Origin of the sequence: Desulfovibrio sp. Fe33 (assembly GCF_028532725.1) — a bacterium.
In the GTDB taxonomy this organism is placed as follows: Bacteria; Desulfobacterota; Desulfovibrionia; order Desulfovibrionales; family Desulfovibrionaceae; genus Pseudodesulfovibrio.
The window spans coordinates 94294-117459 of the sequence record NZ_JAQKGU010000004.1; the positions used below are offsets into that span (position 1 = coordinate 94294).

The 23166-nt window shown below is 61.8% G+C and carries 20 protein-coding genes; 18 read left to right on the forward strand and 2 right to left on the reverse strand.

The annotated features are described in order from the left end of the window. The first annotated feature begins 542 nt into the window (after positions 1–542). Both PSN43_RS07395 and PSN43_RS07400 read left to right on the forward strand, forming a co-directional pair. Positions 543–2387, forward strand: a complete 1845-nt coding sequence (locus tag PSN43_RS07395; RefSeq protein WP_272700086.1) for a UbiD family decarboxylase — start codon at positions 543–545, stop codon at positions 2385–2387. 11 nt (positions 2388–2398) lie between these two features. Continuing rightward, on the forward strand, positions 2399–2908 hold the full coding sequence (locus PSN43_RS07400; protein WP_272700087.1) for a hypothetical protein: 510 nt from the start codon (positions 2399–2401) through the stop codon (positions 2906–2908). A gap of 126 nt (positions 2909–3034) precedes the next feature. On the opposite strand, the gene PSN43_RS07405 is transcribed toward PSN43_RS07400, so the two are convergent. Then, the gene (locus tag PSN43_RS07405) at positions 3035–3433 is read right to left on the reverse strand and encodes an Hpt domain-containing protein (RefSeq protein ID WP_272700088.1); all 399 of its coding nucleotides are present in this window, start codon (positions 3431–3433) and stop codon (positions 3035–3037) included. Next, positions 3433–4377: a chemotaxis protein gene (locus PSN43_RS07410; protein WP_272700089.1), complete on the reverse strand. Its 945-nt coding sequence runs from the start codon at positions 4375–4377 to the stop codon at positions 3433–3435. The genes PSN43_RS07405 and PSN43_RS07410 overlap by 1 nt, the downstream gene beginning before the upstream one ends. Before the next feature lie 220 nt (positions 4378–4597). Between PSN43_RS07410 and PSN43_RS07415 the strand changes: the two genes are divergently transcribed. From PSN43_RS07415 to PSN43_RS07490, 16 genes are all read left to right on the forward strand, one after another. Next, positions 4598–7555, forward strand: a complete 2958-nt coding sequence (locus tag PSN43_RS07415) for an NAD-glutamate dehydrogenase domain-containing protein (RefSeq protein ID WP_272700090.1) — start codon at positions 4598–4600, stop codon at positions 7553–7555. Between the two features lie 112 nt (positions 7556–7667). Further along, entirely contained in the window at positions 7668–8024 is a 357-nt protein-coding gene (locus PSN43_RS07420) for an ArsR/SmtB family transcription factor (protein WP_272700091.1), read from the forward strand. A gap of 80 nt (positions 8025–8104) precedes the next feature. Beyond that, the gene (locus PSN43_RS07425; protein WP_272700233.1) at positions 8105–9181 is read left to right on the forward strand and encodes an SO_0444 family Cu/Zn efflux transporter; all 1077 of its coding nucleotides are present in this window, start codon (positions 8105–8107) and stop codon (positions 9179–9181) included. A 123-nt stretch (positions 9182–9304) separates the two neighbouring features. Then, positions 9305–10231, forward strand: coding sequence for an ABC transporter substrate-binding protein (locus PSN43_RS07430; protein WP_272700092.1), 927 nt, complete (start codon positions 9305–9307; stop codon positions 10229–10231). Between the two features lie 3 nt (positions 10232–10234). After that, positions 10235–10969 carry an ABC transporter ATP-binding protein gene (locus tag PSN43_RS07435; RefSeq protein ID WP_272700093.1) on the forward strand — a complete coding sequence of 245 codons (735 nt, stop codon included), beginning with the start codon at positions 10235–10237 and terminating at the stop codon, positions 10967–10969. A gap of 14 nt (positions 10970–10983) precedes the next feature. Then, positions 10984–11727, forward strand: coding sequence for an ABC transporter permease (locus PSN43_RS07440; protein WP_442874867.1), 744 nt, complete (start codon positions 10984–10986; stop codon positions 11725–11727). 52 nt (positions 11728–11779) lie between these two features. Continuing rightward, a complete protein-coding gene (locus tag PSN43_RS07445) occupies positions 11780–12712 on the forward strand; it encodes a PhoH family protein (RefSeq protein WP_272700095.1) in 933 nt (310 codons plus the stop codon). Continuing rightward, on the forward strand, positions 12709–13218 hold the full coding sequence (gene ybeY / locus PSN43_RS07450; RefSeq protein ID WP_272700096.1) for an rRNA maturation RNase YbeY: 510 nt from the start codon (positions 12709–12711) through the stop codon (positions 13216–13218). Before PSN43_RS07445 ends, ybeY begins: the two co-directional genes overlap by 4 nt. A 2-nt stretch (positions 13219–13220) precedes the next feature. Beyond that, positions 13221–14786 carry an AlbA family DNA-binding domain-containing protein gene (locus PSN43_RS07455; RefSeq protein WP_272700097.1) on the forward strand — a complete coding sequence of 522 codons (1566 nt, stop codon included), beginning with the start codon at positions 13221–13223 and terminating at the stop codon, positions 14784–14786. A gap of 130 nt (positions 14787–14916) precedes the next feature. Continuing rightward, positions 14917–15816, forward strand: coding sequence for an ornithine carbamoyltransferase (gene argF / locus PSN43_RS07460; RefSeq protein ID WP_272700098.1), 900 nt, complete (start codon positions 14917–14919; stop codon positions 15814–15816). A gap of 25 nt (positions 15817–15841) precedes the next feature. Continuing rightward, positions 15842–17074, forward strand: a complete 1233-nt coding sequence (locus PSN43_RS07465; RefSeq protein ID WP_272700099.1) for an argininosuccinate synthase — start codon at positions 15842–15844, stop codon at positions 17072–17074. A 3-nt stretch (positions 17075–17077) separates the two neighbouring features. Then, a complete protein-coding gene (gene argH, locus PSN43_RS07470; RefSeq protein ID WP_272700100.1) occupies positions 17078–18463 on the forward strand; it encodes an argininosuccinate lyase in 1386 nt (461 codons plus the stop codon). Between the two features lie 142 nt (positions 18464–18605). Then, positions 18606–20630, forward strand: a complete 2025-nt coding sequence (gene ftsH / locus PSN43_RS07475) for an ATP-dependent zinc metalloprotease FtsH (RefSeq protein ID WP_272700101.1) — start codon at positions 18606–18608, stop codon at positions 20628–20630. A 15-nt stretch (positions 20631–20645) separates the two neighbouring features. After that, positions 20646–21488, forward strand: coding sequence for a dihydropteroate synthase (gene folP / locus PSN43_RS07480; RefSeq protein ID WP_272700102.1), 843 nt, complete (start codon positions 20646–20648; stop codon positions 21486–21488). Positions 21489–21497: 9 nt separating this feature from the next. Then, positions 21498–22247, forward strand: coding sequence for a diadenylate cyclase CdaA (gene cdaA, locus PSN43_RS07485; RefSeq protein WP_272700103.1), 750 nt, complete (start codon positions 21498–21500; stop codon positions 22245–22247). Between the two features lies 1 nt (position 22248). After that, positions 22249–23154: a CdaR family protein gene (locus PSN43_RS07490; protein WP_272700104.1), complete on the forward strand. Its 906-nt coding sequence runs from the start codon at positions 22249–22251 to the stop codon at positions 23152–23154. The last annotated feature ends 12 nt before the right edge of the window (positions 23155–23166 follow it).

A 23166-nucleotide genomic window follows, 5' to 3' on the forward strand; every position in this document is an offset into this window, starting at 1 on the left:
GTCCGGCGAGATCGGCGGTATTTCGCCGAGTTGGAAGTCTTCGGGTGTTTTGCGTGGCGAATTCGTCGGTGTGGCGATAAAAATTATAATACTAAAAACTTTCTCGCCGTGCTTACAGCCATACTGAGACAATACCCGGTTCGGAGGACTTGGAAATGCGTAAAATATTAACAATGTCAAACAACTGCCAGGAATGCGTCTTCTATCACAAGAGGTGCATTCTTGGCCGTCAGCGTCCCTGGAATTCAGCGAGCTGCGACGATTATCAGCCCTATTGCCTTGTGTGCAGCTACCCCGAGGAATTTTGCAACACGTGCCGCAATCTCGCCACGAGATGGATGCGCCCCTTGAGCGAAGACCCGCACCTTTCCTGCCGCCGCCTGTCGTTTACACGCTACGAATGCGTATGGGAGCCGTTGCCGACCAGGCACTAGCCCCGGCGGCATTTGCTTCATGGTTTCCGCATGGATGGATTCTCCGCTTAACTTTTCCTCTATTTCCGTCTAGATTGCTCGCCACAAGTCAAAGAAACGGGAACCGCAATGGGATACAGGAATACGCGTGAATGCCTCGACGCCCTTGAGGCAGAGGGGGACCTCGTCCGCATCGAAAAGAGTGTGGACGCGGACCTGGAGATAGGAGCCATCCAGCGCAGGGTTTTCAAGGCCAACGGCCCGGCCCTGCTCTTCAGCAATGTCCGGGGATGCCGATTCCCCATGGCCGCCAACCTGTACGGCACTCGCGAGCGGATGCGCTTCATCTTTCGCGACACCGTGGAAATGGTGGAGCGGTTGATGAAGCTCAAGCTTGATCCCATGGAGTGTTTGCGTCACCCCTGGCGATACCTCGGCGCGCCTAAAACCGCCTGGCACACCATGCCCAGGACCGTCTCGAACGGGCCGGTCATGGCCAACGAAACGGCCATTTCCAGTCTGCCCGCGCTCAAGTCCTGGCCCATGGACGGCGGCCCTTACGTGACGTTGCCCCAGGTGTATTCGGAAAATCCCTCCGCGCCGGGCTTTGCCGGATCGAATCTGGGCATGTATCGCGTCCAGCTTTCGGGCAACGAGTTTGAAAAAGACCGTGAGGTGGGGCTGCACTATCAGATTCACCGGGGCATCGGACATCATCATGCCGAGGCCATCAAGCGGGGCGAGTCCCTCAAGGTGAACATCGCGGTCGGCGGTGCTCCCGCCATGACCGTGGCAGCCATGATGCCCCTGCCCGAGGGGCTGGCCGAACTCTTTTTCGCAGGGGCGCTGGGCGGCCACCGCATTCCCATGGTCAGGCGGCCCGGCGGTCTGCCCATTCCGGCCGAAGCCGATTTCTGCATTTGCGGAACCGTGATCCAGGGCTTGGAGAGGCCCGAGGGGCCGTTCGGCGATCATCTGGGGTACTACAGTCTGGCCCACGACTTTCCCGTTCTCAGGGTGGACAAGGTCTACCATCGCGACGACGCGGTCTGGCCTTTCACCACGGTGGGACGTCCTCCTCAGGAAGACACCCTGTTCGGCGCATTTGTTCATGAGCTGACCGCCGAGCTGGTCCCGTCGGTTTTCGCCGGCGTGCACGAAGTCCATGCGGTGGATGCGGCAGGCGTGCACCCGCTGCTTCTGGCCGTTGGCAGTGAACGGTATGTGCCGTACGCGGCCGAGCGGCAGCCCCAGGAACTCTTGACCAACGCCATGGCCCTGCTCGGCAACACCCAGACGTCGCTGTCCAAGTATGTGCTCATCGTCGCGCGGGAGGATCTGCCCGCCGGGATCGGCTGCCACGACGTGCCGGAGTTTTTCCGCCATTTGTTGGAACGGGCGGATTTGACCCGCGATCTGCATTTCATCACCCGGACCACCATAGACACCCTGGATTACTCCGGCATCAGCCTGAACCAGGGCTCCAAGCTCATCCTGGCCGTGGCCGGAAGCCGCAAGCGCGAGTTGGCCTCGGAAGTGCCTGGCGGACTCGACCTGCCGCGCGGTTTCCGCGATCCGCAAGTCTTTGCGCCGGGGATTCTGGTCATCAAGGGGCCCAAGCATCGCCGCAAGCGGGACCAGCAGGACCCCGCCCTGGAGCGGCTGGGCGAAATGCTGGGGAAGGTCCCCGGCATCGAGGGGTTCCCCCTGATCGTCGTGGCCGACGACGCGGAATTCGCTGCGAAGAACTGGGATAATTTCCTCTGGGTGGCCTTCACCCGGTCCGATCCGGCCACCGACATTTACGGCGCGGGCGCATTCACCCACGCCAAGCACTGGGGCGCGGAAAAGGCGCTCGTCGTCGACGCCCGCCTCAAGACCTATCACGCCCCGCCCCTTGAGGAAGACCCGGAAGTGGAGAAGCGGGTGGACGAACTGGGCGCCAAGGGCGGCCCCTTGCACGGCATCATCTAACGGAGATTCACATGGACGAAAAAGTCGCGCGGGACTTGAAACTCGCCTTTGCCCTCGACCTCTACGAAACCGTCAAGGCCGCCCGGAAAAACCGGGACGAGCATGTCTTTCGTCATACCATGTCCGAAGAGGGCGGGCAGATGGTCTTTGTGGGCATGTACCCGAAGAAGGACCTTCTCGACCTGCCGAACATGACCGAAGAGTTCGCGGCCCGGCTGCATACCTTCAATTTGCTCGGGGTGGTCACGGACGGCGCGTCCGGCCTGGACATGTTTCTCCTGGGCGGCATGAACAAGCCTTTCACCTCTCTGAACAACGGCCGCGAGCTTGCCGGGCGGCTGGCCGACGAGCAGGTCTTCGCCTTTCTTGAAATGTATTTCAAGGCCAGGGGGGTGATGATGAATTTCCGGATCATGACCTATGACGAGTTCGTCAAGGCCGCGGAGAGCGAGGTCTTCAAGAATACGTCGTTCACCCGCATGACCGAGGCGCAGGAGCTCCTGGCGACTTTGGAGAACTGACGCCGAATCATCGCGAAAGGGCGGGCGATCCGCTCTTGGCCGCGCCGCGTCCGTTGCCGTGCGCGGCCCTCCGCGGTCGTCTCCCGCGAAGCGGCGGGCAGCCCGGAGGGGAAGGGCGCGGCGAGATCATTCCCCGTTCAGCGTCTTCTGTACGGCCACATCGAGCATGTGCTGGTGGAGGCGGGTGGAGATGGTTTCGCTCTGCTCGACGTTCTCGATGAGCTCGCGGAGCTTGTCCACGGATTCGAGGCAGGCGGTGACGACCATCTCCGAGGGGGCTATTTCCTTTCGGCGGATCATCTCCAGGACGTTTTCCAGCTTGTGGGCCAGGTCCTCGATGTTCGTCAGCTTGAGCAGGTTGGAGCCTGCCTTGACGGAATGGGCGTCGCGGAAGATTGAATTGATGGTCTCGTCGCCGCAGTCGAGGCCGCAGGTCTCCAAATGGAGCAGGCCCGATTCGATGGAGTCGAGCCGCTCCGCAGTTTCCTCCAGAAAAATCTCGATCACCTGATCGTTCATCGCCATCAGCGGGCACCGCCTTCGATGAGGTCGAGGGCCACCTGCGGGATTGTGTGCAGGTCGGGTTTGGATATCTGCATGTCCGCGCCCACCGATTCACCCTTGTGCCGCAACTCGTTTGTGATGATGGACGAGTACAGGATGACCGGCAGCGCTTGCAGGACCGGGTCTTCCTTGATCCGTTTGGTCAGGCTGAAGCCGTCCATGAGAGGCATCTCGATGTCGGAGATGATCAGATCCACATATTCGGTGACGTCCTTGCCCTCGGCTTCGGCCCTGGCCTTGATGTCCATGATGGCGCGCAGGGCCTCGTCGCCGTTGTTGGTGACGATGGGCTTGAAATTGGCCTCGGTCAGGTTGGCCTTTATCATGGCCCGGATGGTGGCCGAATCGTCGGCCACGAGGACCGTGTATTCGTTGGCGGAGACGGCCATTTCCACACCGTCGTCCGGTTCGAACTGCGAGAGGATGGTCTCGAGGTCCAGGAGCTGGACGAAGTAGTCGCCCTTGTCGATGAGGCCGACGATGGCGTCGGTGTTGGTCGAGATGATGCTGGAGGGCGGGATGACCTCGCCCCAGCCGACGCGGTGGATTTCGGTTACGCCCGACACCAGGAATCCCGTCACGGATTTGCTGAATTCGGTGACGATGACGATGTCGCGCTCCGTCTTGGGCATGTCCAATTCGAGCCAGACGGACAGGTCCAGCACCGGCAGGATGAGGTCGCGCAGCGGGATGGTCCCCATGAACGAAGGATGCGGGGCGGATTCCGGCGGGTCGAGGTTGGGCGTCTCGATGACCTGCATGACCTTGGCCACGTTGATGCCGAAGAAGTTGGGTACGGGTTCCTTTCCCGGCTCGCGAACCTCGTTGATGTAGAATTCGAGTATTTCGAGCTCGTTGGTTCCCGTCTCCAGGAGAATGCCGGTATCTATGGCGTTTCTACTCATATTTTTTACTCCCGAATCGGGTTCCTGTTACGGTGGACGTTTGTCTTTTCCCATACGACGTCACCCGTTTCCTGTCCACGCCATTAGATTGCGGGGATGGACATTTATAACGGGTTGAAGGTGTGAATGTGATTTGCCTTATTGGGTTGACGCAGGGGTGGCGCGAAGGCACAATCGGCGGATACGTGTAAAAAATTCTTGAACAAAAGGATGATGCGCGATGAATACCGAGACTCACGACGATCCGGCGAAGGTCAGGAAGAAGCTTCTGAAAACCCTGGAAGGCTCGGCCGCCGAACTGGTGCCCTGGTTTTACGGCAATATGCCCGAGTACTATTTCCAGACCCACAGCGAAGACGAACAGGTCAGGCATCTGATGGCGCTCGTCTCGGGCATGGTCCGCAAGGAAAGACAGGCCCTCGCTCTGCACAGCCCGTGTGGTTCGCGGGTGACGCATATATCCCATGGCGGAGACATGGACACGCTCGGCCGGGTGCTCGATCAGTACAGGGACAAGGACATTCAGCACGCGCGTCTCTATTCCAGCCGGGACGATTCCCTCAGGCTGGATACCTTTGTCCTCGCGCCGCAGCCTGCCTGCGCGGCGGACAACGCCACGGTGAAGGATGTCCTGGAAAGGGCGAAGGCCGGGGAAATGGGGCTCGCCGCCGCCGACCTGAACGGTTTCGAGCGGTTCCTGGGCTGGGTCAGCGACGATTACATGGAGAAGTTCGAGCCGGGCCGCGCCGTGCGTCACTTCAAGACCTGCGGCTGCCTGGAGAATCAGGAACGGGTGCAGGTTCAGCTTGAAAAGGACGTGCGCCCCGGTTTCGACCGCGTCGGCGTGGCCATGGTCCAGCCGCCCAAGAAGGGGCTGCTGCATACGGTGGTCAACGTTTTCGGGCGGGAAGGGGTGCCCGTGGACAGGGCGTATGCCGACGAGTTCGAGCGACCGGGCCAGTCCGCCATTTCCATCATGAGCTTTTATCTCGACAGGAAGCGTATCGACCTCAACGAGGGAGACGAGCGGTGGTTGCGGCTCAAACGTCAGCTTGAGATGTGCAAGTGGTTCGCGCCGCACGGCCTGGAGGCTCTGGCGTACGACGACGGCTGGGAGCTGGGACAGGTCATGCTCATGCAGGCCGCCGGGGAGTTCGCCCACCAGTTCCTCATTCGCAAGGATCTCCATGCCTACACTTCGTCGCGCATCGTTTACGCCCTCCTCAAGCATCGGGCGGTCACCCGTCTGCTCATGCGGTATTTCGAGGTCCGTTTCGATCCGGCCTTCGCCGGAGACCGCGCCGCCGCCATGCGCGAGCAGCGTGAGCTGGTGCGTTCGGCAATCAGGGATGTGGACAACTCCATTCATCGCGACATCCTGACTTATGTTTATAAATTCTTCCGCTATACCCTGCGGACCAACTATTATCTTGAGCACAAGCTCGGATTGAGCTTCCGTCTCGATCCGTTGATTCTGGCTCCGCTGCCAAGGAAGGAGCGTCCCTTCGGCGTGTATTGCTTCCACGGTCCGTACAGCTGGGCCTTCCATGTGCGCTATCGCGACATGGCCCGGGGCGGAGTCCGCGTGGTTCGCACATGGAGCCAGGAGCAGTTCGAGGTGGAGTCCAACCGTCTGCTCGACGAAGTCACCAAGCTGGCGCGCGCCCAGCAGTTCAAGAACAAGGACATTCCGGAGGGCGGTTCCAAGGCGGTCATCCTGCTCGGACCCGATGGCGACATCGACCTGGCGGTCAAGTCCATGGTCGACTCCTTCCTGGACCTGCTCGTCGCGCCCGAGGGGAGCAACGGCTTTGTCCAACCCGGCATCGTAGACTATCTGGGCCGCGAGGAGATCATTTTCCTCGGCCCGGACGAGAACATCACCCCGGAGCACATCCAGTGGATGGCCGACAGGGCCGCCCGGCGCGGCTACAAGTGGCCCAGTGCCTTCATGAGCTCCAAACCCGGCGCGGGCATTCCCCACAAGAAGTACGGCGTCACATCCGAAGGGGTCATCGTCTTCGCCGAGGAGTTGTTGCGCACGCTCGGCATCGACCCGGCGAACGAACCGTTCTCGGTCAAGATCACCGGCGGACCGGCCGGTGACGTGGCCTCCAACGTCATGCGCATCCTTATTCGGGAGTTCGGCGGGAACGCGAAGATCGTCGCCATGACCGACGGCCACGGCGCGGTGTATGATCCAGAGGGCATGAACCACGGCGAACTGCTCAGGCTCATGGACAACAATCTCAAGGCCGCCGATTTCAGCCGTGCGGAGCTCAGGGGCGAAGGGGCCTTCGTGGTCTCCACGGCGGAGCCGGAAGGCACCCGCATCCGCAACACCCTCCACAACACGGCCGTGGCCGACATCTTCATCCCGTCAGGCGGTAGGCCGGATACGATGAACATGTCCAACTGGAAGGAGTTCCTGCAAAAGGACGGCACTCCTTCGGCGCGCGGCATCGTCGAAGGGGCGAACATCTTCATCTCGCCGGACGCGCGCGCCATGCTCGAGCGGGCAGGGGTCCTGGCCGTGCCCGGCCCCTCGGCCAACAAGACGGGCGTCATCTGCTCCTCCTACGAAATCCTCGCCGGGCTCGTCCTCAGCGAAGAGGAGTTCATCGGAATCAAGGAGCAGTACATCGCGCAGCTTCTGGTCATTCTCCGACAGCGGGCGCGCTCCGAAGCGCATCTGCTCATGCGCGAATACAAACTGGCCGGGGGGGAACGGACCATCACCCAGCTCTCCTACGCTCTGTCCGAGTCCATCAACTCCCTGGCGGACCACGTGGACGCCGTGCTCAAGGAGTCCGTTGAGCGGGTGGCCGACGATCCGGCCCTGGTCGAGGTCCTGTTGGCCTACTGCCCGGCCGTGCTGGCGGAACGGTACCGCGACCGGTTGGTGAACGACTTGCCGCGCGCTCATCAACTGGCCTTGCTCGCTTCCTTCCTCTCCGCCAAGATGCTTTATCAGGAGGGGCTGGGGTGGGCCGACCGTCTTGTCTCTTTGCGCGACGTGCGCGAAGTCGTCCTCGGCTATCTCGCCCAGGAAAAGATCGTGGCCGGACTCATGGCGGAAGTGCGGGCCTCGGGCCTGGAACACGCCGAACTCCTCGACCGCATTCTGGATCGCGCGGCTCGCAAGGTCCTCACTTTGGACAGCCTCGGCTTGGGATAGGGAGGCGCCACGGACCGCTCATTTTGGTCGTTTGAAACGGGCCGGACTTGACATCCGGCCTGTATGACCGTATTGTTATGACAAATGAGTGAATATTCATGTGAGGGAAGAAATGTCGAACGTAGCTTGCAGCGATACCGAACAGCACGCTAAAAACGTGTCCGCCGCCCGTGATTCCATGCTTTCGGAGCGGGAGTTCCTGTTTTTGGCAGAACTTTTCAAGGCCTTGGGCGATTACACCCGGGTTCGAATTTTGTATGCCTTGTCCCTCGGCGAGTTGTGCGTCTGCGCCCTGGCCGAGGTCCTGGATATGTCCCAGTCGGCCATATCCCATCAGTTGCGGCTGCTCCGGGCCGCCAAGCTGGTGCGCTACCGCAAGGAAGGCAAGAACGTCTTTTATTCCCTGGACGACGACCATGTGCGCAATCTGGTCTCCCAGGGATTGGATCACATCAAGGAAGAGGCGTAGCCCGCCTCCTCCTTTTTTTTGCCTAGTCTTATGAATAGATGCTCAATTGTGAATAAAGTGTGACCGCAGGTTCCCGCATGATCGATATTTTAGTCAATATTATTGCCGAGTCATGGCATGTTCTGGTTGAGGCCGCACCGTATGTGCTCTTCGGTTTTTTCGTGGCCGGTCTGCTCAAGGGATTCGTCCCCGATTCATTCATGGCCCGCCATCTGGGCGGAAAATCGCTGGGCGCGGTGCTCAAGGCGGCGGTCATCGGCGTGCCGCTGCCCCTGTGCTCCTGCGGCGTGCTGCCTGCGGCGCTCGGTCTGCGCAGGCAGGGCGCCAGCAAGGGGGCGACCACGGCCTTCATGATCTCCACCCCCGAGACGGGCGTGGATTCCATGGCCGTGACGTATGCGCTCATCGATCCGCTAATGACCGTCATCCGTCCCGTGGCCGCGACAATCACCGCCGTTTTTGCGGGGCTGCTCATCAACGCCTTCCCTGACGACAAGGCGGAGGCCCAGCCCCTCGCCGGTCTCGCAGGGAGTTCGGCAGGCTGCACCGGCTGCGGCTGTGGCGGTTCCTGCGCGTCCGCGCCCTCTCCGACCGTGGCGGGGCGTTTCATGGCAGGGATGCGCCACGCCTTCGGAGAGATGATAGAGGATATCGGCCGCTGGCTGCTGGTTGGCGTCGTCATCGCCGGGATCATTTCGGCGGCCATTCCCGAGAATGCGCTGGATAGTTATGTGGGCACCGGCATGTTTTCCTATCTTGTTATGCTGGTCGTGGCCCTGCCGCTCTATGTTTGCGCCACGGCCTCCACTCCCATAGCGGCCTCGCTTTTGCTCAAGGGCCTTTCGCCGGGTGCGGCTTTGGTCTTTCTTCTGGCGGGACCGGCCACCAACGGGGCGACCATCACGGTCATGCTCAAGACCCTGGGCAAGCGGGCCGCCGGGCTGTATGTGGCTTCAATCGTCGTCTGTTCCCTGGTCCTGGCCTGGGTTACGGACCACATCTATGTCGCGCTCGGCCTGGACATCCGCGCCGTGGTGTCCGATGTGAGCGAGCTGTTGCCGCACTGGATTGGCGTGGCGTCCGCCTTGCTTACCTTGGCGCTGGTGGCCAAGAGCTTCCTGCCTGGCCATTCCCATGGTCATTCCCACGGCCATTAGCATGAAGCTGGCCGACGGCAGGGCCGGTACGCATTTTCGGACGGGGCGGCGCAGGTTGCCCCGTCTTTCCTTTCTCTGCGCATCATGTTAAAAACTCCGCCAGCAAATTCAAGGGGAAGAGGCATGAAGAAAATACTCCTCGCCGTGGCCGTGGTTCTGGCCCTGGCCACCACCGTTCGCGCGGAAAATATCAAAATTCGTTTCGGCATCCTGCCGGTTATCGACACGTTGCCGTTGCAGGTGGCCGACAGGGAAGGGCTGTTCTCCCGCCATGGGCTGGACGTGAGCCTGGTCCGCTTCATGTCCGCGCTGGAGCGCGACACGGCCATGCAGGCGGGGCAGATCGACGGCTATTTCGGTGATCTGGTCGCCACATATCTGCTTTTGGACCGGGGTGTGCCCATGCACATCGTCCTGACATCCTGGCGCACCACGCCGGGCTATCCCATGTTCGGCATCGCGCTGTCGCCCGCCGGGCGCGACCGGACTCTGGCCGAAATGAAGGGCCGCACCCTGACGTTGTCCAAATCCACGGTGATGGAGTTTCTGGCCGACAAGCTGGAGGATCGTTTCGGCGTGGGGCACGACTATTTCGAGCGGGTGGAAGTCAAGAAACTGCCCATCCGCCTCCAGATGCTCCTGACCGACCAGATGGACGCAGCACTGTTGCCCGAGCCGCTTCTCTCCCTGGCCCGACTCAAGGGCGGCAGCGTCCTGACCACTGCCGAGAATCTGGATTTGCCCCTGACCGTGCTTTGCCTGCACAAGCAATATTTCGACAACGGCGGGGACGCCTATGCCAAGTTCATGGCCGCCTACGGCGAGGCGGTCCGTCTCCTGGCCGAGAACCCGGAGAAGTACCGTCCGCTGATGGCCGAGACCTGCCGCATTCCCAAACCGCTGATTTCCCGGTTCCCGGTGTATCCGTTCCCCGCGCCCGCGCTGCCCGCGTCGTCGGAGCTGGCCGAGGTCCAGGATTGGATGGTGGCCCAGGGGTTGCTCAAGAAGCGCGTGCCCGACGCCGTGGCGCTGCCCCCGGAGATCAAGTAGCTCATGCTGACTGCGGAGAATCTGGGCAAGTCCTATGACGGGAAGTCCGTCATTTCGGACGTGTCGTTCACCCTTTCGGAAGGGGAGACCCTGGCCGTTGTCGGTCCGTCCGGCTGCGGCAAGACGACTCTGCTTTATCTGTTGAGCGGGTTGTCTTCTCCGGACGTGGGACGGGCGCTTCTGGACGGCAGGCCCATAACCGGCCCGGCTTCCGACATCTCCATCATCCTTCAGGACTATGGCCTGCTCCCCTGGCGCACTGTCATCGACAACGTCGCCCTGGGGCTCAAGATTCAGGGCGTGGGCCGGAAGGAACGTATGGAGCTGGCGCGCGCCCAGCTTGCCGAAGTCGGCATCGTCGGGCGGGACGACGACTACCCGGCCAACCTCTCGGGCGGCGAACAGCAGCGGGTGGCCATCGCCCGGGCCTTCGTCACCCGTCCCCGGCTGACCCTCCTGGACGAACCCTTTTCCTCTCTGGACGCCTTGACCCGCGAGCGTTTGCAGTTGGCTCTGCTCGACGCATGGCAGGCGCGCAGGGTGCCCTATGTGTTGGTCACGCATTCCCTGGAGGAGGCGGTCATGCTCGGGCAGCGGATCATGGTCATGTCCGCCCGTCCGGCCCGGCCCGTGGCCGTGTTCGACAATCCGGGCTTCGGCGACGCGCGCATCCGCGACACCGAGGCGTGCTTCTCGCTGCTCAGGGAGCTGCGTCATACCGTGGAGGCCCAGTGGTGAAGCTGTTCACCGCCATGTTGCGCTACGGCCTCGTGATCCTGGTCCTGGGCGTCTTGTGGAAACTGGCGGCCCTGTCCCTGGGCGGAGTCGTCCTGCCGCATCCCGAGGACGCTTTGGCCGCTCTCGCCGAGGCCATGACCACGCGAATTTTCTGGGAGCATTTCGGGGTCAGCCTGTACCGTTCGGTGACCGCCATGGCGCTGGCCTGGGTGATCGCCTTTCCCCTGGGGCTGGTTATGGGCAGCGTCAGGCGGGTGGACAAGATCATGGCTCCTTTCGTTTTTTTGACCTATCCCGTGCCCAAGATCGTGCTTCTGCCCATCTTTCTGCTGTTGCTCGGGTTGGGCGACACTTCCAAGATCGCCATGATAGCCCTTATCCTCGGCTACCAGATCCTGGTCACAACCCGCGACGGGGTGCGCTCCATCCATCCCAAGTATTTCGACTCGGTCCGCTCCCTGGGCGGCTCCAGGATGGACGTTCTGCTTGAGGTCCTGCTTCCGGCGGCCCTGCCGCATGGATTCACGGCCCTCCGGCTCGGCACCGGCGTGTCCGTGGCCGTGCTTTTTTTCGTGGAATCCTTTGCCACCACCAGGGGGCTGGGCTATATGATTATGGATGCCTGGGGGGCCATGGATTATTTGACCATGTTCTCGGGTATCCTGGGAATGTCCATCATGGGCGCGGCCTTGTATGAGGTCGCCAACGTGCTGGAGCGCAAGGCGTGCAGGTGGATGTTCCTGCGCGCCAAGGATTGATACGGAGGAAACCGTTCTGTCTTCAACCAAATTAGAATTCGACGACGGCCAGATGGCCAGTCAGCTTTTCGGTCCTCAGGGGCAGCACCTGAAATTGTTGGGCGAACGCCTCGGGGTGCGCATCGAAAGCCGGGGCAACACTCTCATCATCCAGACCGGGGAAGGGGAGGACGACAAGGGCGATCTGGCCGCCCAGGTCCTGACCCAGCTCTACGCCATGATTCGGCGCGGCAAGTCCGTGTACCCGCAGGAGGTGGATTTCGCCTGCCGTATCCTTGAGCGTCAGCCTTCGGCAGACGTGGGCGAGGTCTTCAAGGGCGACGTCTATGCAACTTCGGGAAAACGGACCGTGTCGCCCAAGTCTCTGAACCAGCGTGAATATCTCGACGCCATCCGCGATTCGGACATGACGTTCGGCATCGGCCCCGCAGGCACGGGCAAGACCTATCTGGCCGTGGCCATGGCCGTAGGGGCGCTGGTCCGCCGAGAGGTCAAGCGCATCGTCCTGACCCGGCCCGCGGTGGAGGCGGGGGAGAAACTTGGCTTTCTGCCCGGCGATCTGGCGGAGAAAATCAATCCGTACCTCCGCCCGCTGTATGACGCCCTGCACGACATGCTCGATTTCGCCAAGGTACAGGACTATCAGGAGTCCGGGGTGATTGAGGTGGCCCCGCTGGCCTTCATGCGCGGCCGTACCTTGAACGACTCCTTCATCATCTTGGACGAGGCCCAGAACACGACTCCCGAGCAGATGAAGATGTTTCTGACCCGGCTCGGCTTCGGCTCCAAGGCCGTCGTCACCGGCGACGTCACCCAGATCGACCTGCCGGTCCATTCCAAGTCCGGCCTGCTCCACGCACGGCGTATCCTGGAAGGGGTCGAGGGCGTGAAGTTCGTCGCCTTCGACGAGAAGGACGTCATCCGCCATCCCCTGGTGGGGCGCATAGTCAGGGCCTACGAGGTCCACGAAGGCAACGGGGAGTGATCGTGAGCGGACCGGCGGATATCCTTTGCGAGACCCGGCTCGATCCGAGGTTCCCCCTTTCCCGGCGTGAACTGGGCGCGCTGGCCGGGACTTTGCTGGACGCCCTGGGGTTGACCGGCGGCACCTTCATTCTCAAGCTGGTGGACGACCGCGAGATCGCGCGGCTCAACCGGGAATTCCTGGGCTGCACCGGCCCGACCAACATCCTGAGCTTTCCGGCACATGATTTCGATGATGCCGAGGACACAGAGGATGCCGACGGCATGGACGAAGGGAAAGACGATTCCGACGGCGAGTACCTTGGCGAACTGGCCCTGTCCGTGGACGCGTTAGCCCGCGAGACCGACCTGTACGGCCAGGTTCCGCTGGAGCATCTGGCCAGGCTGCTTGGCCACGGGATGCTTCACCTGGCGGGGTTCGATCACGGTGAAGTCATGTTCGACATGACCGATGCGGCCGTGGATCAGGTCCTCCTCGAATACGGGGACGCCGGGGAGGTCGGCTAGCAATGCGCGCTCTCCGGGGCAGGCAACTCTATCTGCTGGTTTTTTACGGCGTCATCTGCACGGTGGCGGCCATTGGCGGGTTGGCCTACCTGGGCGTGCGGGAGATCCGGCGCGATGCGGCCGTGGTGGCCGTGGAGAATTCGGCGCGCGGCTTGTCCGGAGCTGTGACCGTGCTGCTCAATGCGGTGCGCAGCACCAATCAGGAGATCGGCGCGGGACTGCTCAAGAGCCTCAAGCCCGAAGCCCTGCGCAATGAGTTGGGCGCTGTCCTCAGGCAGCACGAGTCGCTGACCGCCATCATGGTCAGCGACGGGCAGGGGTTGCGCTATCTGCTTACCCGGCGGTACGGGGGCATGGTCGAGGCCGTGCCCGACGAGATGCACAGCGCCGTGACCTCCAAGCTTATCAAGAACGGCAAGCCGGACGATGCGCCGTTTTCGGACGGCGGACTCGATCTTTCCCAGGTGGATCAGGTCCTGGTCGAAGAGTTCAATCACTTGGAGCCCGGCCAGGTCAACTGGCGCAGCGCGGGCCGGTTCCATAACGTCAAGGCGGCCTGGCTCACGGCATCCACCCTGGTGTCGTCGGGCGACGGCGAGCGGCTCATGCTTTCCTTCGCCTTCCAGGCCGAGGCCATACTTTCCCATCTCAACGAGGCCGAGCACGGCGGAGCCGAACGGATTTTTCTCTACTGGGGCGACGGCCGGGCCATACCCGTCAGCGGCCTCGGCGCGGATGCGCCCGTGGGGGCCGTCGGGCAGGTGTTGACGGCGGAAGAGCTTACCGATCCAGTGGTCCGGCAGGCCGTGACCGGGCTGGCCGCCCGTTTCAAGGGCGATCAGGTCAAGCCGTTTCCTTTTATCGTGGACGGTGAAGTCTGGTGGACCTGGGCAAAACCGCTGTCCATCTTCGGCGACACCCTTTCCCTGGGGGTGGCCGTTCCCCGCAAGAACGTCCTCTCCACCCTGACCAGCGATTCTTTCCTTCAGGCCGGGGCGGTGGTCCTCATTCTTATCGCCTTCGGCGTGCTCTTTGTCCTGCACCGCAACAGGGCGCGGATCGAGGCCATGGGCATGAAGCGCGAGGCCGCTGTCTCGGGGACGGATGTGCAGGCGCTCATCCGCTCGGGCGAGGGCGGCAGGCTCGAATTCAAGCAGACTTTGCGTTTCAATCTCAAATCCGGCAAGAACGGCAAGGAGATCGAACACGCCAGCCTTAAAACCGTGTCCGCCTTTCTCAATACCGAGGGCGGCACCCTGCTTGTGGGCGTGGCCGACGACGGCTCCGTGACCGGCTTCGACGAGGACGGGTTCGACAGCGACGACAAGGCGCTTCTGCACTTCAACAACCTTGTGGACCGGCACATCGGAGCGGAATTCTCGCGTTACATGGACAGCCGGATCATCAAGGTGGAGGGAAAACGGGTGCTGCGCGTGCATTGCGTCCCGGCTTCGGCCCCGGTTATCCTCGACGCGTCCAAGGGCGAGGAGTTTTACGTTCGCAGCGGACCGGCCAGCAGGTCCCTGACTCTCAAGCAGTTTTACGATTGGCTCAAGAAGCACTCCTGAACCGCGCGCCCCGGCCCGCCTTGGTTCCGCCGGTTTTCGGCCGGCCAAATTCCTTTACATTCAAATTAATCTGGGCCAAAATCCATCTCTTTCCTGATATCACGGCAATAGATGATGGAGTAACCGTACGATGCCCAAACATTTTTTGACCATTCTGGACATGCCCAGGGACGAGGCGAAGCAGGTCATTCTGCGCGCCAAGGAAATGAAGGACAATAAAGTCCGCACCGATCTTCTGGACGGCAAAACCCTGCTGCTGATTTTCGAGAAGGCGTCCACCCGGACCCGCGTGTCCTTTGAAGTCGGCGTGCGCCAGTTGGGCGGGGACCCGGTGTTCATCACCGCCCGCGACTCCCAGCTCGGCCGCAGCGAACCGCTCAAGGACACTGCCCGCGTCCTCTCCCGATACGCCGACGGGCTCATCGTGCGAACCTTTGGCCAGGAGAAATTGGAAACCCTGGTCGACTTCGGCGATATCCCGGTGGTCAACGCCCTGACCGACGAATACCACCCGTGCCAGGTCATGGCCGATGTGCTGACCATGTACGAGCGCACCCCCGATCTGGAAAAGGTCAAGGTGGCCTGGGTGGGAGACGGCAACAACATGGCCCATTCCTTCATCAACGGCGCGGCCGCCTTCGGATACGAACTGCGCCTCGCCTGCCCCGAAGGGTACACCCCCGACATGGCCATCATGGACAAGGCGGTGAACATGGGCGCCAAGATCACCCTGACCAGCAATCCCAAGGAAGCCGTGGCCGGGGCGGACTACGTCAACACCGACGTGTGGGCGTCCATGGGCCAGGAAGAGGAGCAGAAGAAACGCGAGGCCGCGTTCGTCGGGTTCATGGTGGACGAGGCCCTCATGGGCCGGGCCGCATCCGGCGCCTGTTTCATGCACTGCCTGCCCGTCCATCGCGGCGAGGAAGTTTCCGAGGCCGTGTTCGAATCCCCGGCCTCCATCGTCTGGGACCAGGCCGAGAACCGGCTTCATGCGCAAAAGGCGATCCTTGAGTGGGTCTTTAAATAATTCGACAAGCAACGAGGACTATTCAATGCAGAAGATAGACAAGGTCGTGTTGGCCTACTCCGGCGGCCTGGACACCTCCATCATTCTCAAGTGGCTGAAGAACAACTACGATTGCGACGTGATCTGCATGACTGCGGATCTCGGCCAGGGCGAGGAGATGGACGGCATCGAGGCCAAGGCGCTCAAGACCGGCGCGGTCAAGGCTTACGTCGAGGACCTGCGCGAGGAATTCGTGCGTGATTACGTGTTCCCCATGTTCCGGGCGAACGCCCTGTACGAGGGCCGCTACCTGCTGGGCACGGCCATCGCACGGCCGCTGATCTCCAAGCGCATGGTCGAGATCGCCGAAATGGAAGGCGCCCAGGCCGTGGCCCACGGCGCCACCGGCAAGGGCAACGACCAGGTCCGCTTCGAATTGGCCACCATGGCCCTGAACCCGAGACTGGTCACCATCGCCCCCTGGCGCGAATGGGAGCTCAAGTCTCGCACCGATCTGATGAATTTCGCCCAGGAAAACGACATTCCCATTCCGGTCAGCCGCAAGAAGCCGTGGTCCATCGACGCCAACCTGCTGCACACCTCCTTCGAGGGCGGCGAGTTGGAAGATCCGTGGAACGCGCCCGGCCCGGACTGCTACCGCAATATCATGCCGGCGGAGAAGTGCCCGGACGAGCCTGAGGAAATCACCATTGATTTCGAGGCGGGCGATCCCATCGCCATCAACAGCGTCAAGTATTCCCCGGCGGCCCTGCTGGCCAAGCTCAACGAGCTGGGCGGCAAGCACGGCATCGGACGTGTCGACATGGTCGAGAACCGTTTCGTGGGCATGAAGTCCCGCGGCGTGTACGAGACCCCCGGCGGAACCATTCTTGCCGCCGCGCATCGCGACCTGGAAGGCCTGTGCATGGACCGCGAGATGATGCACCTGCGCGACAGCCTCATTCCCAAGTACGCCGAAATGGTGTATTACGGGTACTGGTTCTCGCCCGAGCGCGAGGCCTTGCAGGCCATGATCGACAAGTCCCAGGAGAAGGTCACCGGCACCGTGCGTGTCAAGCTGTACAAGGGCAACTGCGTGCCTCTCGGCCGCAGGTCCCCGTTCTCTCTTTACAATTCCGAATTGGCTACCTTCGAGGAAGACTACGTGTACGATCAGGCCGACGCCGCCGGGTTCATCAAGCTGGTGGGCCTGCGGCTCAAGGGACGTATGCAGCAGTCCAAGTGGGGCGGCAAAGAGTCCGAAGACTCCTGCGAGTAAGTTATGGCAGACAAGAAGATGTGGGGCGGCCGGTTCGCCGAGGCGACGGCCGCGTCCATGGAGGCGTTTTCCGAATCCGTGTCCTTTGACCGGCTTCTCTACGCCGAGGATATACGCGGTTCCCAGGCCCATGCCCGCATGTTGGCGAAGCAGGGCTTTCTGACCGCGGATGAGGCCCGGACCATCTGCGACGGCCTGGACAAGGTCAAGGCGGAAATCGAGTCCGGCGAGTTCGTCTGGAAGGCCGAGATGGAAGACGTGCACATGAACGTCGAGTCCCGGCTGACCGAGATCATCGGACCCCTGGGCGGCAAGCTGCACACCGCGCGCAGCCGCAACGACCAGGTGGCCCTGGATTTCCGCCTGTACGTTGCGACCCGGCTGGCCGCATGGCAGGAGGCTTTGTCCGAACTCATCAAGGTCTACGTGGACCGCGCCGAGGAGCACCGGGACACCATGCTGCCCGGCTGCACCCACTTCCAGCCCGCCCAGCCTGTGACTCTCGGTCACCATCTGCTGGCCTACTGCCAGATGTTCAAGCGTGATTACGAGCGCGTGTCCGACGCCCTGAAAAGGGTCCGGGTCATGCCGCTCGGCGCGGCCGCCCTGGCGGGAACCACCCACCCGGTGGCCCCGAAACTCGTGGCCGACGATCTCGGCCTTGAGGCGACCTTCGCCAACTCCATGGATGCCGTGTCCGACCGTGATTTCGTGCTGGAGGCCGTGTTCGCGGGTTCCCTGGTGATGACGCACCTGTCGCGCATGTGCGAGGAGTTCATCATCTGGGCGAATCCGAACTTCGGTTATGTGAAGCTGCCCGACCAGTATTCCACGGGTTCGAGCATCATGCCGCAGAAGAAGAATCCCGACGCCTGCGAGATCATGCGCGGCAAGACCGGCAGGGTGGTCGGCTCCCTCATGGGGCTGCTCGTCCTCATGAAGGGACTGCCCATGACCTACAACCGGGACCTCCAGGAGGACAAGGAGCCGTTCTTCGACGCTGACCATACGGTCGTCGCGTCCCTCGGCATCATGGCCGACATGCTCCGGCTCATGGAGTTCGTGCCGGGCAAGATGGCCGAAACCGTCAAGCGCGGTTTCCTCAACGCCACGGAACTGGCCGACTACCTGGCGGCCAAGGGCGTGCCTTTCCGGGAAGCGCACCATATCACTGGCGCGGCCGTGGCCTACGCCGAGGGCAAGGGCGTTGGGCTCGAGGAGCTTGAGCTCTCGGAATTGAAGCGGTTTTCCGGAGAAATCGGTGAGGACGTCTACGGAGTGCTTGATTACGAAGCGGCCATTAAACGGCGAATCACCCCGGGCGGCACAGGCCCGGCATCCGTGGCCGCACAGATCAAGGCATTGCGGGAGTGGCTGGGTTCCCTGTAGGGGATATCCGTAATCCGAGTTTTTTTGCCGATCCTCTTGATTTTTGAAACGACGGCATTACTCTAGATACCTGAAATCGCAGTAACGCGGTTTCAAGTGGGCCCCCCGGGCCTTTCCTTAGACCATTACGGAGGACTCTCCTTTGAACAACCATATGAAAAATCTTGTCATCTGGGCGATCATATTCATCTTGATGGTCGTCTTGTTCAACCTTTTCAACCAGCCTCCAATACCCAAGGACACGCCTTCCTACAGCGAGTTCCTGGCCATGGTGGACAGCGGCTCCGTGGCCCAAGTCAAAATACAGGGCCAGAAGATCGTCGGACTGAAGAGCTCCGGCGAGCAGTTCCAGACCTACGCTCCCGAAGATCCCCGCATGATCGAGACCCTCATCTCCAAGGGTGTTGAGGTCAAGGCCGAGCCGCCGGACGAGTCGCCGTGGTATATGACCCTGCTTCTGTCCTGGTTCCCCATGATCCTGCTCATCGGCGTCTGGATTTTCTTCATGCGCCAGATGCAGGGCGGCGGTAGCGGAGGGCGCGGAGCCATGAGCTTCGGCCGTTCCAAGGCGCGCCTGATAAACGAGGAGACCGCCAAGGTCACGTTTGACGACGTGGCCGGCGTGGACGAGGCCAAGGAAGAACTCTCCGAGGTGGTGGACTTTCTGCGCGAGCCGCGCAAGTTCACCCGACTGGGCGGCCGCATCCCCAAGGGCGTGCTCCTGGTGGGCAGCCCGGGTACGGGTAAGACGCTTCTGGCGCGGGCCGTGGCTGGTGAGGCCAATGTCCCGTTTTTCTCGATCTCCGGTTCGGACTTCGTTGAGATGTTCGTCGGCGTGGGCGCGTCCCGCGTGCGCGACTTGTTCGCACAGGGCAAGAAAAACGCCCCCTGCCTCATCTTCATCGACGAAATCGACGCCGTGGGCCGTCAGCGTGGCGCTGGGCTCGGCGGCGGTCATGACGAACGCGAGCAGACCCTGAACCAGTTGCTTGTTGAAATGGACGGCTTCGAGTCCAACGAGGGCGTAATCCTGGTGGCGGCCACCAACCGCCCCGATGTGCTCGACCCGGCTCTGCTTCGGCCCGGCCGCTTCGACCGTCAGGTGGTGGTTCCGAATCCGGACCTGCGCGGCCGCGAGCGCATCCTCAAGGTGCACAGCCGCAAGACGCCGCTGGCCCCCGAGGTGAACCTGGAAATCATCGCCAAGGGCACCCCCGGATTCTCCGGCGCCGACCTGGAAAACCTCGTCAACGAGGCTGCGCTCGGCGCTGCCAAGCTGGGCAAGGATCGGGTGGACATGGACGATTTCGAGGAGGCCAAGGACAAGGTCATGATGGGCGGCCGCGAACGGCGGTCCATGATCCTCTCCGAGGAGGACAAGCGGACTACGGCCTACCATGAGGGCGGTCACGCCCTGGTGGCCAAGCTTCTGCCCGGCACCGATCCCGTCCACAAGGTCTCCATCATCCCGCGCGGACGCGCTCTTGGTGTGACCATGCAGTTGCCCGGCGAGGACCGTCACAACTACTCAAAGAACTATCTCTGCAACAACATGGCAGTGCTCATGGGCGGCAGGGTGGCCGAGGAGGTCGTTCTCGACCAGTTGACCACCGGCGCGAGCAACGATATCGAGCGTGCCACCAAGACCGCGCACAACATGGTCTGCATGTGGGGCATGTCCGACAAGCTCGGCCCCATGAGCTTCGGCGACAACCAGGAACAGGTCTTCCTGGGCCGCGAGCTCATTCATAACAAGAACTACGGCGAGGATACGGCCAAGCTGATCGACTCCGAGGTTCGCCGGTTCGTGGAGGAGGCCTACGAAAAGGCCACCGCCATCGTAAAGGACAACCGCGAGATTCTCGACGCCATCGCCATGGCGCTTCTGGAGCGCGAAACCATCACCGGCGCCGACATCGATCTGCTTATGGCGGGCAAGGAACTGCCCCCCATGGAGCAGGGCGGGAAGTCCGGCAACGGCAAATCCGGCAACGGAGGTTCCGGCACCGCTTCGGGCTACACGGCCGACGGCCGGGCCGCTTCGTCCGCCGGACCCGGTTATGAGCCCGTGAGCGAGAAACCCGCCGATTCCGGGGACGACTTCATCCTCGATGACGGCGGCGAGGACGAGCCCAACGGGGATGACGGCAAGAACAAGCTCCAATAATCAACAAGCGCGCAAATGATGAACGATACCACATGGACAGTTAAGGGGGGCAAGGTCTTGGGACCTGCCCCCTTCTTTATTGCCGGGATCGTCAATGTGACCCCGGATTCCTTCTATGACGGCGGGACGCATCCCGACACCGAGTCGGGCGTGGCGCATGGACTTGAGCTCGCCCGGCAGGGCGCGCATATCCTGGATGTGGGGGGAGAGTCCACCCGGCCGTACAGCGACGCGGTCGACGAGGCCGAGGAGCTTCGCCGGGTCCTGCCCGTGGTCGAGGGGCTTGTCAAAGCCCGGACGGGTTCGGTCATATCCGTGGACACATACAAGGCGAAGGTGGCCGCCCGCTGCCTGGAGGCCGGGGCGGACATCATCAATGATGTGTCCGGCTTCTCTTTCGAGCCAGAATTGCTCGACGTGCTCGTCGAATACAAGCCCGGCTATGTGCTCATGCACTCCCTGGGCCGCCCCGAGGATATGCAGGACGAGCCCCGTTATGAAGACGTCGTTTCCGATATCATGGCCTTTTTCGAGGAGCGTCTGACTGTTCTGGAGAACGCAGGCCTGCCCCTTGATCGGGTAGTCCTTGACCCCGGCATCGGTTTCGGCAAAAAGCTTGAGCACAATTTGACCATCCTGCGGGAAATCGAGCGTTTCAATGAACTGGGCCTGCCGCTTTACATGGGGCTGTCCAACAAGTCCCTGTGGCAGGGGCTTCTCGGGCTCGAGGTCGGACAGCGGCGGAACGCCACCCAGGCGGCCACCGCGCTGCTGGCGGCGAAGGGCGTGCCCATTCACCGCGTGCATGAAGTGGAATTGACTCGACAAACGTTGACCATAGCTCGTGAATTGGCGTAGTTAAACAGCATGTTTGAGCTTTTCGGCATTCAAGTTACCTGGAGGGTACTGGTCGACATCGGACTGGTGGCCTTCATCTATTACAATATCATCGTGCTTGTCCGGGGGACCCGGGCGGCCGCCGTGCTCTATGGCCTGGTGGTCGTGCTCGTGGTCTACTACATCGCCGAGAAGTTCAATCTTTATACCTTGAACGCACTGCTCGGCGAGTTCCTGACATCACTGTTCCTGGTGGTGGTCATCCTGTTCAAGACCGATATCCGGAAGGCCCTCGCCTCGGTGGGCACCAAGCGGTTCTGGACCAAGTCCAACGTGCGCGACGACACCCTGGACCAGTTGACCCAGGCGGTAATGAGCATGTCCCGCTCTTCCACCGGGGCGATCATCGTCATCGAGAAGAACATGCCGCTCGGTGATATCATCGAGCGCGGCGTGGAGCTGGACGCCAAGGTCAACAAGGAACTCATCAAGACCATCTTCTTTACGGATACGCCTCTGCACGACGGGGCGATTATCGTTCGCCGCGACCGCATTGTGGCCGCGGCCTGTATCCTGCCCCTGTCCAACAAGCTGCGCGGCCAACCCATGTACGGCACCCGGCACCGGGCCGCCCTTGGCATTTCCGAGGGGTCGGACGCCATCACCATCGTTGTTTCCGAGGAACGGGGCGAAGTCTCAGTGGCCATGAACGGCCGCCTGACGACCAGTCTGGACGAGACGCGGTTGCGCCGCGTGCTCAAGAACGCTTTGGGGCGCTGACATGTTGCGAAACTGGCAAACCATATTGCTGTCCATAGCGCTGGCCGTGTTCACCTGGTTCCTGGTCACCGGCCGGGAGGTGGTCGAAACCTGGGTGGACATGCCCGTGGTCATGACCAACCCGCCCGAAGGGCTGATTATCGAGGACGGCCTGGTGGACAAGATTCAGGTGCGTCTGCGCGGCCCCAAGGGACTCGTGGGCAACCTTTCATCCCAGAATCTCGTTTATCCGGCGAACGTCAGCAACCTCAAGGTGGGCGAGCAGGTAGTGGACATCGATACTTCCAAGATTCCCCTGTCTTCCACTTACGAAATCATCGAGGTCAGGCCCAACCGGCTTCGACTCACGGTGGACCGGCGCATCTCCAAGAAGATCGCGGTGGAGGCCGCCTGGGCGGGCAATCTGAATTCCGATTACCGGTTGCAGGAGGTCACGGCTTCGCCCGATGTAGTCGTCATTCGCGGCCCCGAAACCCTGCTGCGCAAGATTTCCAAGACCCGCGTGGTGCTTAAGGGCGATTTCCCCGAGGATGTGCCCCGGTCATGGGCCGAGGACGTTGCCGTGGAGGTGCCCGACGAGATCGAGGCGTCGCCCGGCCAGGTCAACGCGGAGGCTTTCTTCGAGCCCAAGACCCGCGAGATATGGGTCAAGGTGCCGATTGAATTTCAGGACCCGGAAGGCTTCAAGGCCACGGTGCAGCAGCGCTATGTCAGATTGCTGCTGGAAGGGCCGGTCTTCCTGTTCCATGACGACGATTACCGGAAATCAATCATCGCCACGGTTTCCTTTGGCAAGAAGGTGGCCGAAGGCGAATTCGAGCTTAACTACGAAGTCACCCTCCCCGAGGGGTGCAGACTCGAAAAGAAGAACCCGGAGACGGTCACGACCGTCATCAAGAAGAATTAGCCGCCCGAGGCG

Coding starts and splice junctions, on each gene's coding strand:
- folP (WP_272700102.1), top strand. CDS start 20,646: ATGATGAACGATACCACATGGACAGTTAAGGGGGGCAAGGTCTTGGGA.
- PSN43_RS07435 (WP_272700093.1), top strand. CDS start 10,235: ATGCTGACTGCGGAGAATCTGGGCAAGTCCTATGACGGGAAGTCCGTC.
- cdaA (WP_272700103.1), top strand. CDS start 21,498: ATGTTTGAGCTTTTCGGCATTCAAGTTACCTGGAGGGTACTGGTCGAC.
- PSN43_RS07430 (WP_272700092.1), top strand. CDS start 9,305: ATGAAGAAAATACTCCTCGCCGTGGCCGTGGTTCTGGCCCTGGCCACC.
- argF (WP_272700098.1), top strand. CDS start 14,917: ATGCCCAAACATTTTTTGACCATTCTGGACATGCCCAGGGACGAGGCG.
- PSN43_RS07490 (WP_272700104.1), top strand. CDS start 22,249: ATGTTGCGAAACTGGCAAACCATATTGCTGTCCATAGCGCTGGCCGTG.
- PSN43_RS07415 (WP_272700090.1), top strand. CDS start 4,598: ATGAATACCGAGACTCACGACGATCCGGCGAAGGTCAGGAAGAAGCTT.
- PSN43_RS07405 (WP_272700088.1), bottom strand. CDS start 3,433: ATGGCGATGAACGATCAGGTGATCGAGATTTTTCTGGAGGAAACTGCG.
- PSN43_RS07400 (WP_272700087.1), top strand. CDS start 2,399: ATGGACGAAAAAGTCGCGCGGGACTTGAAACTCGCCTTTGCCCTCGAC.
- PSN43_RS07445 (WP_272700095.1), top strand. CDS start 11,780: ATGGCCAGTCAGCTTTTCGGTCCTCAGGGGCAGCACCTGAAATTGTTG.
- PSN43_RS07455 (WP_272700097.1), top strand. CDS start 13,221: ATGCGCGCTCTCCGGGGCAGGCAACTCTATCTGCTGGTTTTTTACGGC.
- PSN43_RS07440 (WP_442874867.1), top strand. CDS start 10,984: ATGTTGCGCTACGGCCTCGTGATCCTGGTCCTGGGCGTCTTGTGGAAA.
- PSN43_RS07395 (WP_272700086.1), top strand. CDS start 543: ATGGGATACAGGAATACGCGTGAATGCCTCGACGCCCTTGAGGCAGAG.
- PSN43_RS07420 (WP_272700091.1), top strand. CDS start 7,668: ATGTCGAACGTAGCTTGCAGCGATACCGAACAGCACGCTAAAAACGTG.
- PSN43_RS07410 (WP_272700089.1), bottom strand. CDS start 4,377: ATGAGTAGAAACGCCATAGATACCGGCATTCTCCTGGAGACGGGAACC.
- argH (WP_272700100.1), top strand. CDS start 17,078: ATGGCAGACAAGAAGATGTGGGGCGGCCGGTTCGCCGAGGCGACGGCC.
- PSN43_RS07465 (WP_272700099.1), top strand. CDS start 15,842: ATGCAGAAGATAGACAAGGTCGTGTTGGCCTACTCCGGCGGCCTGGAC.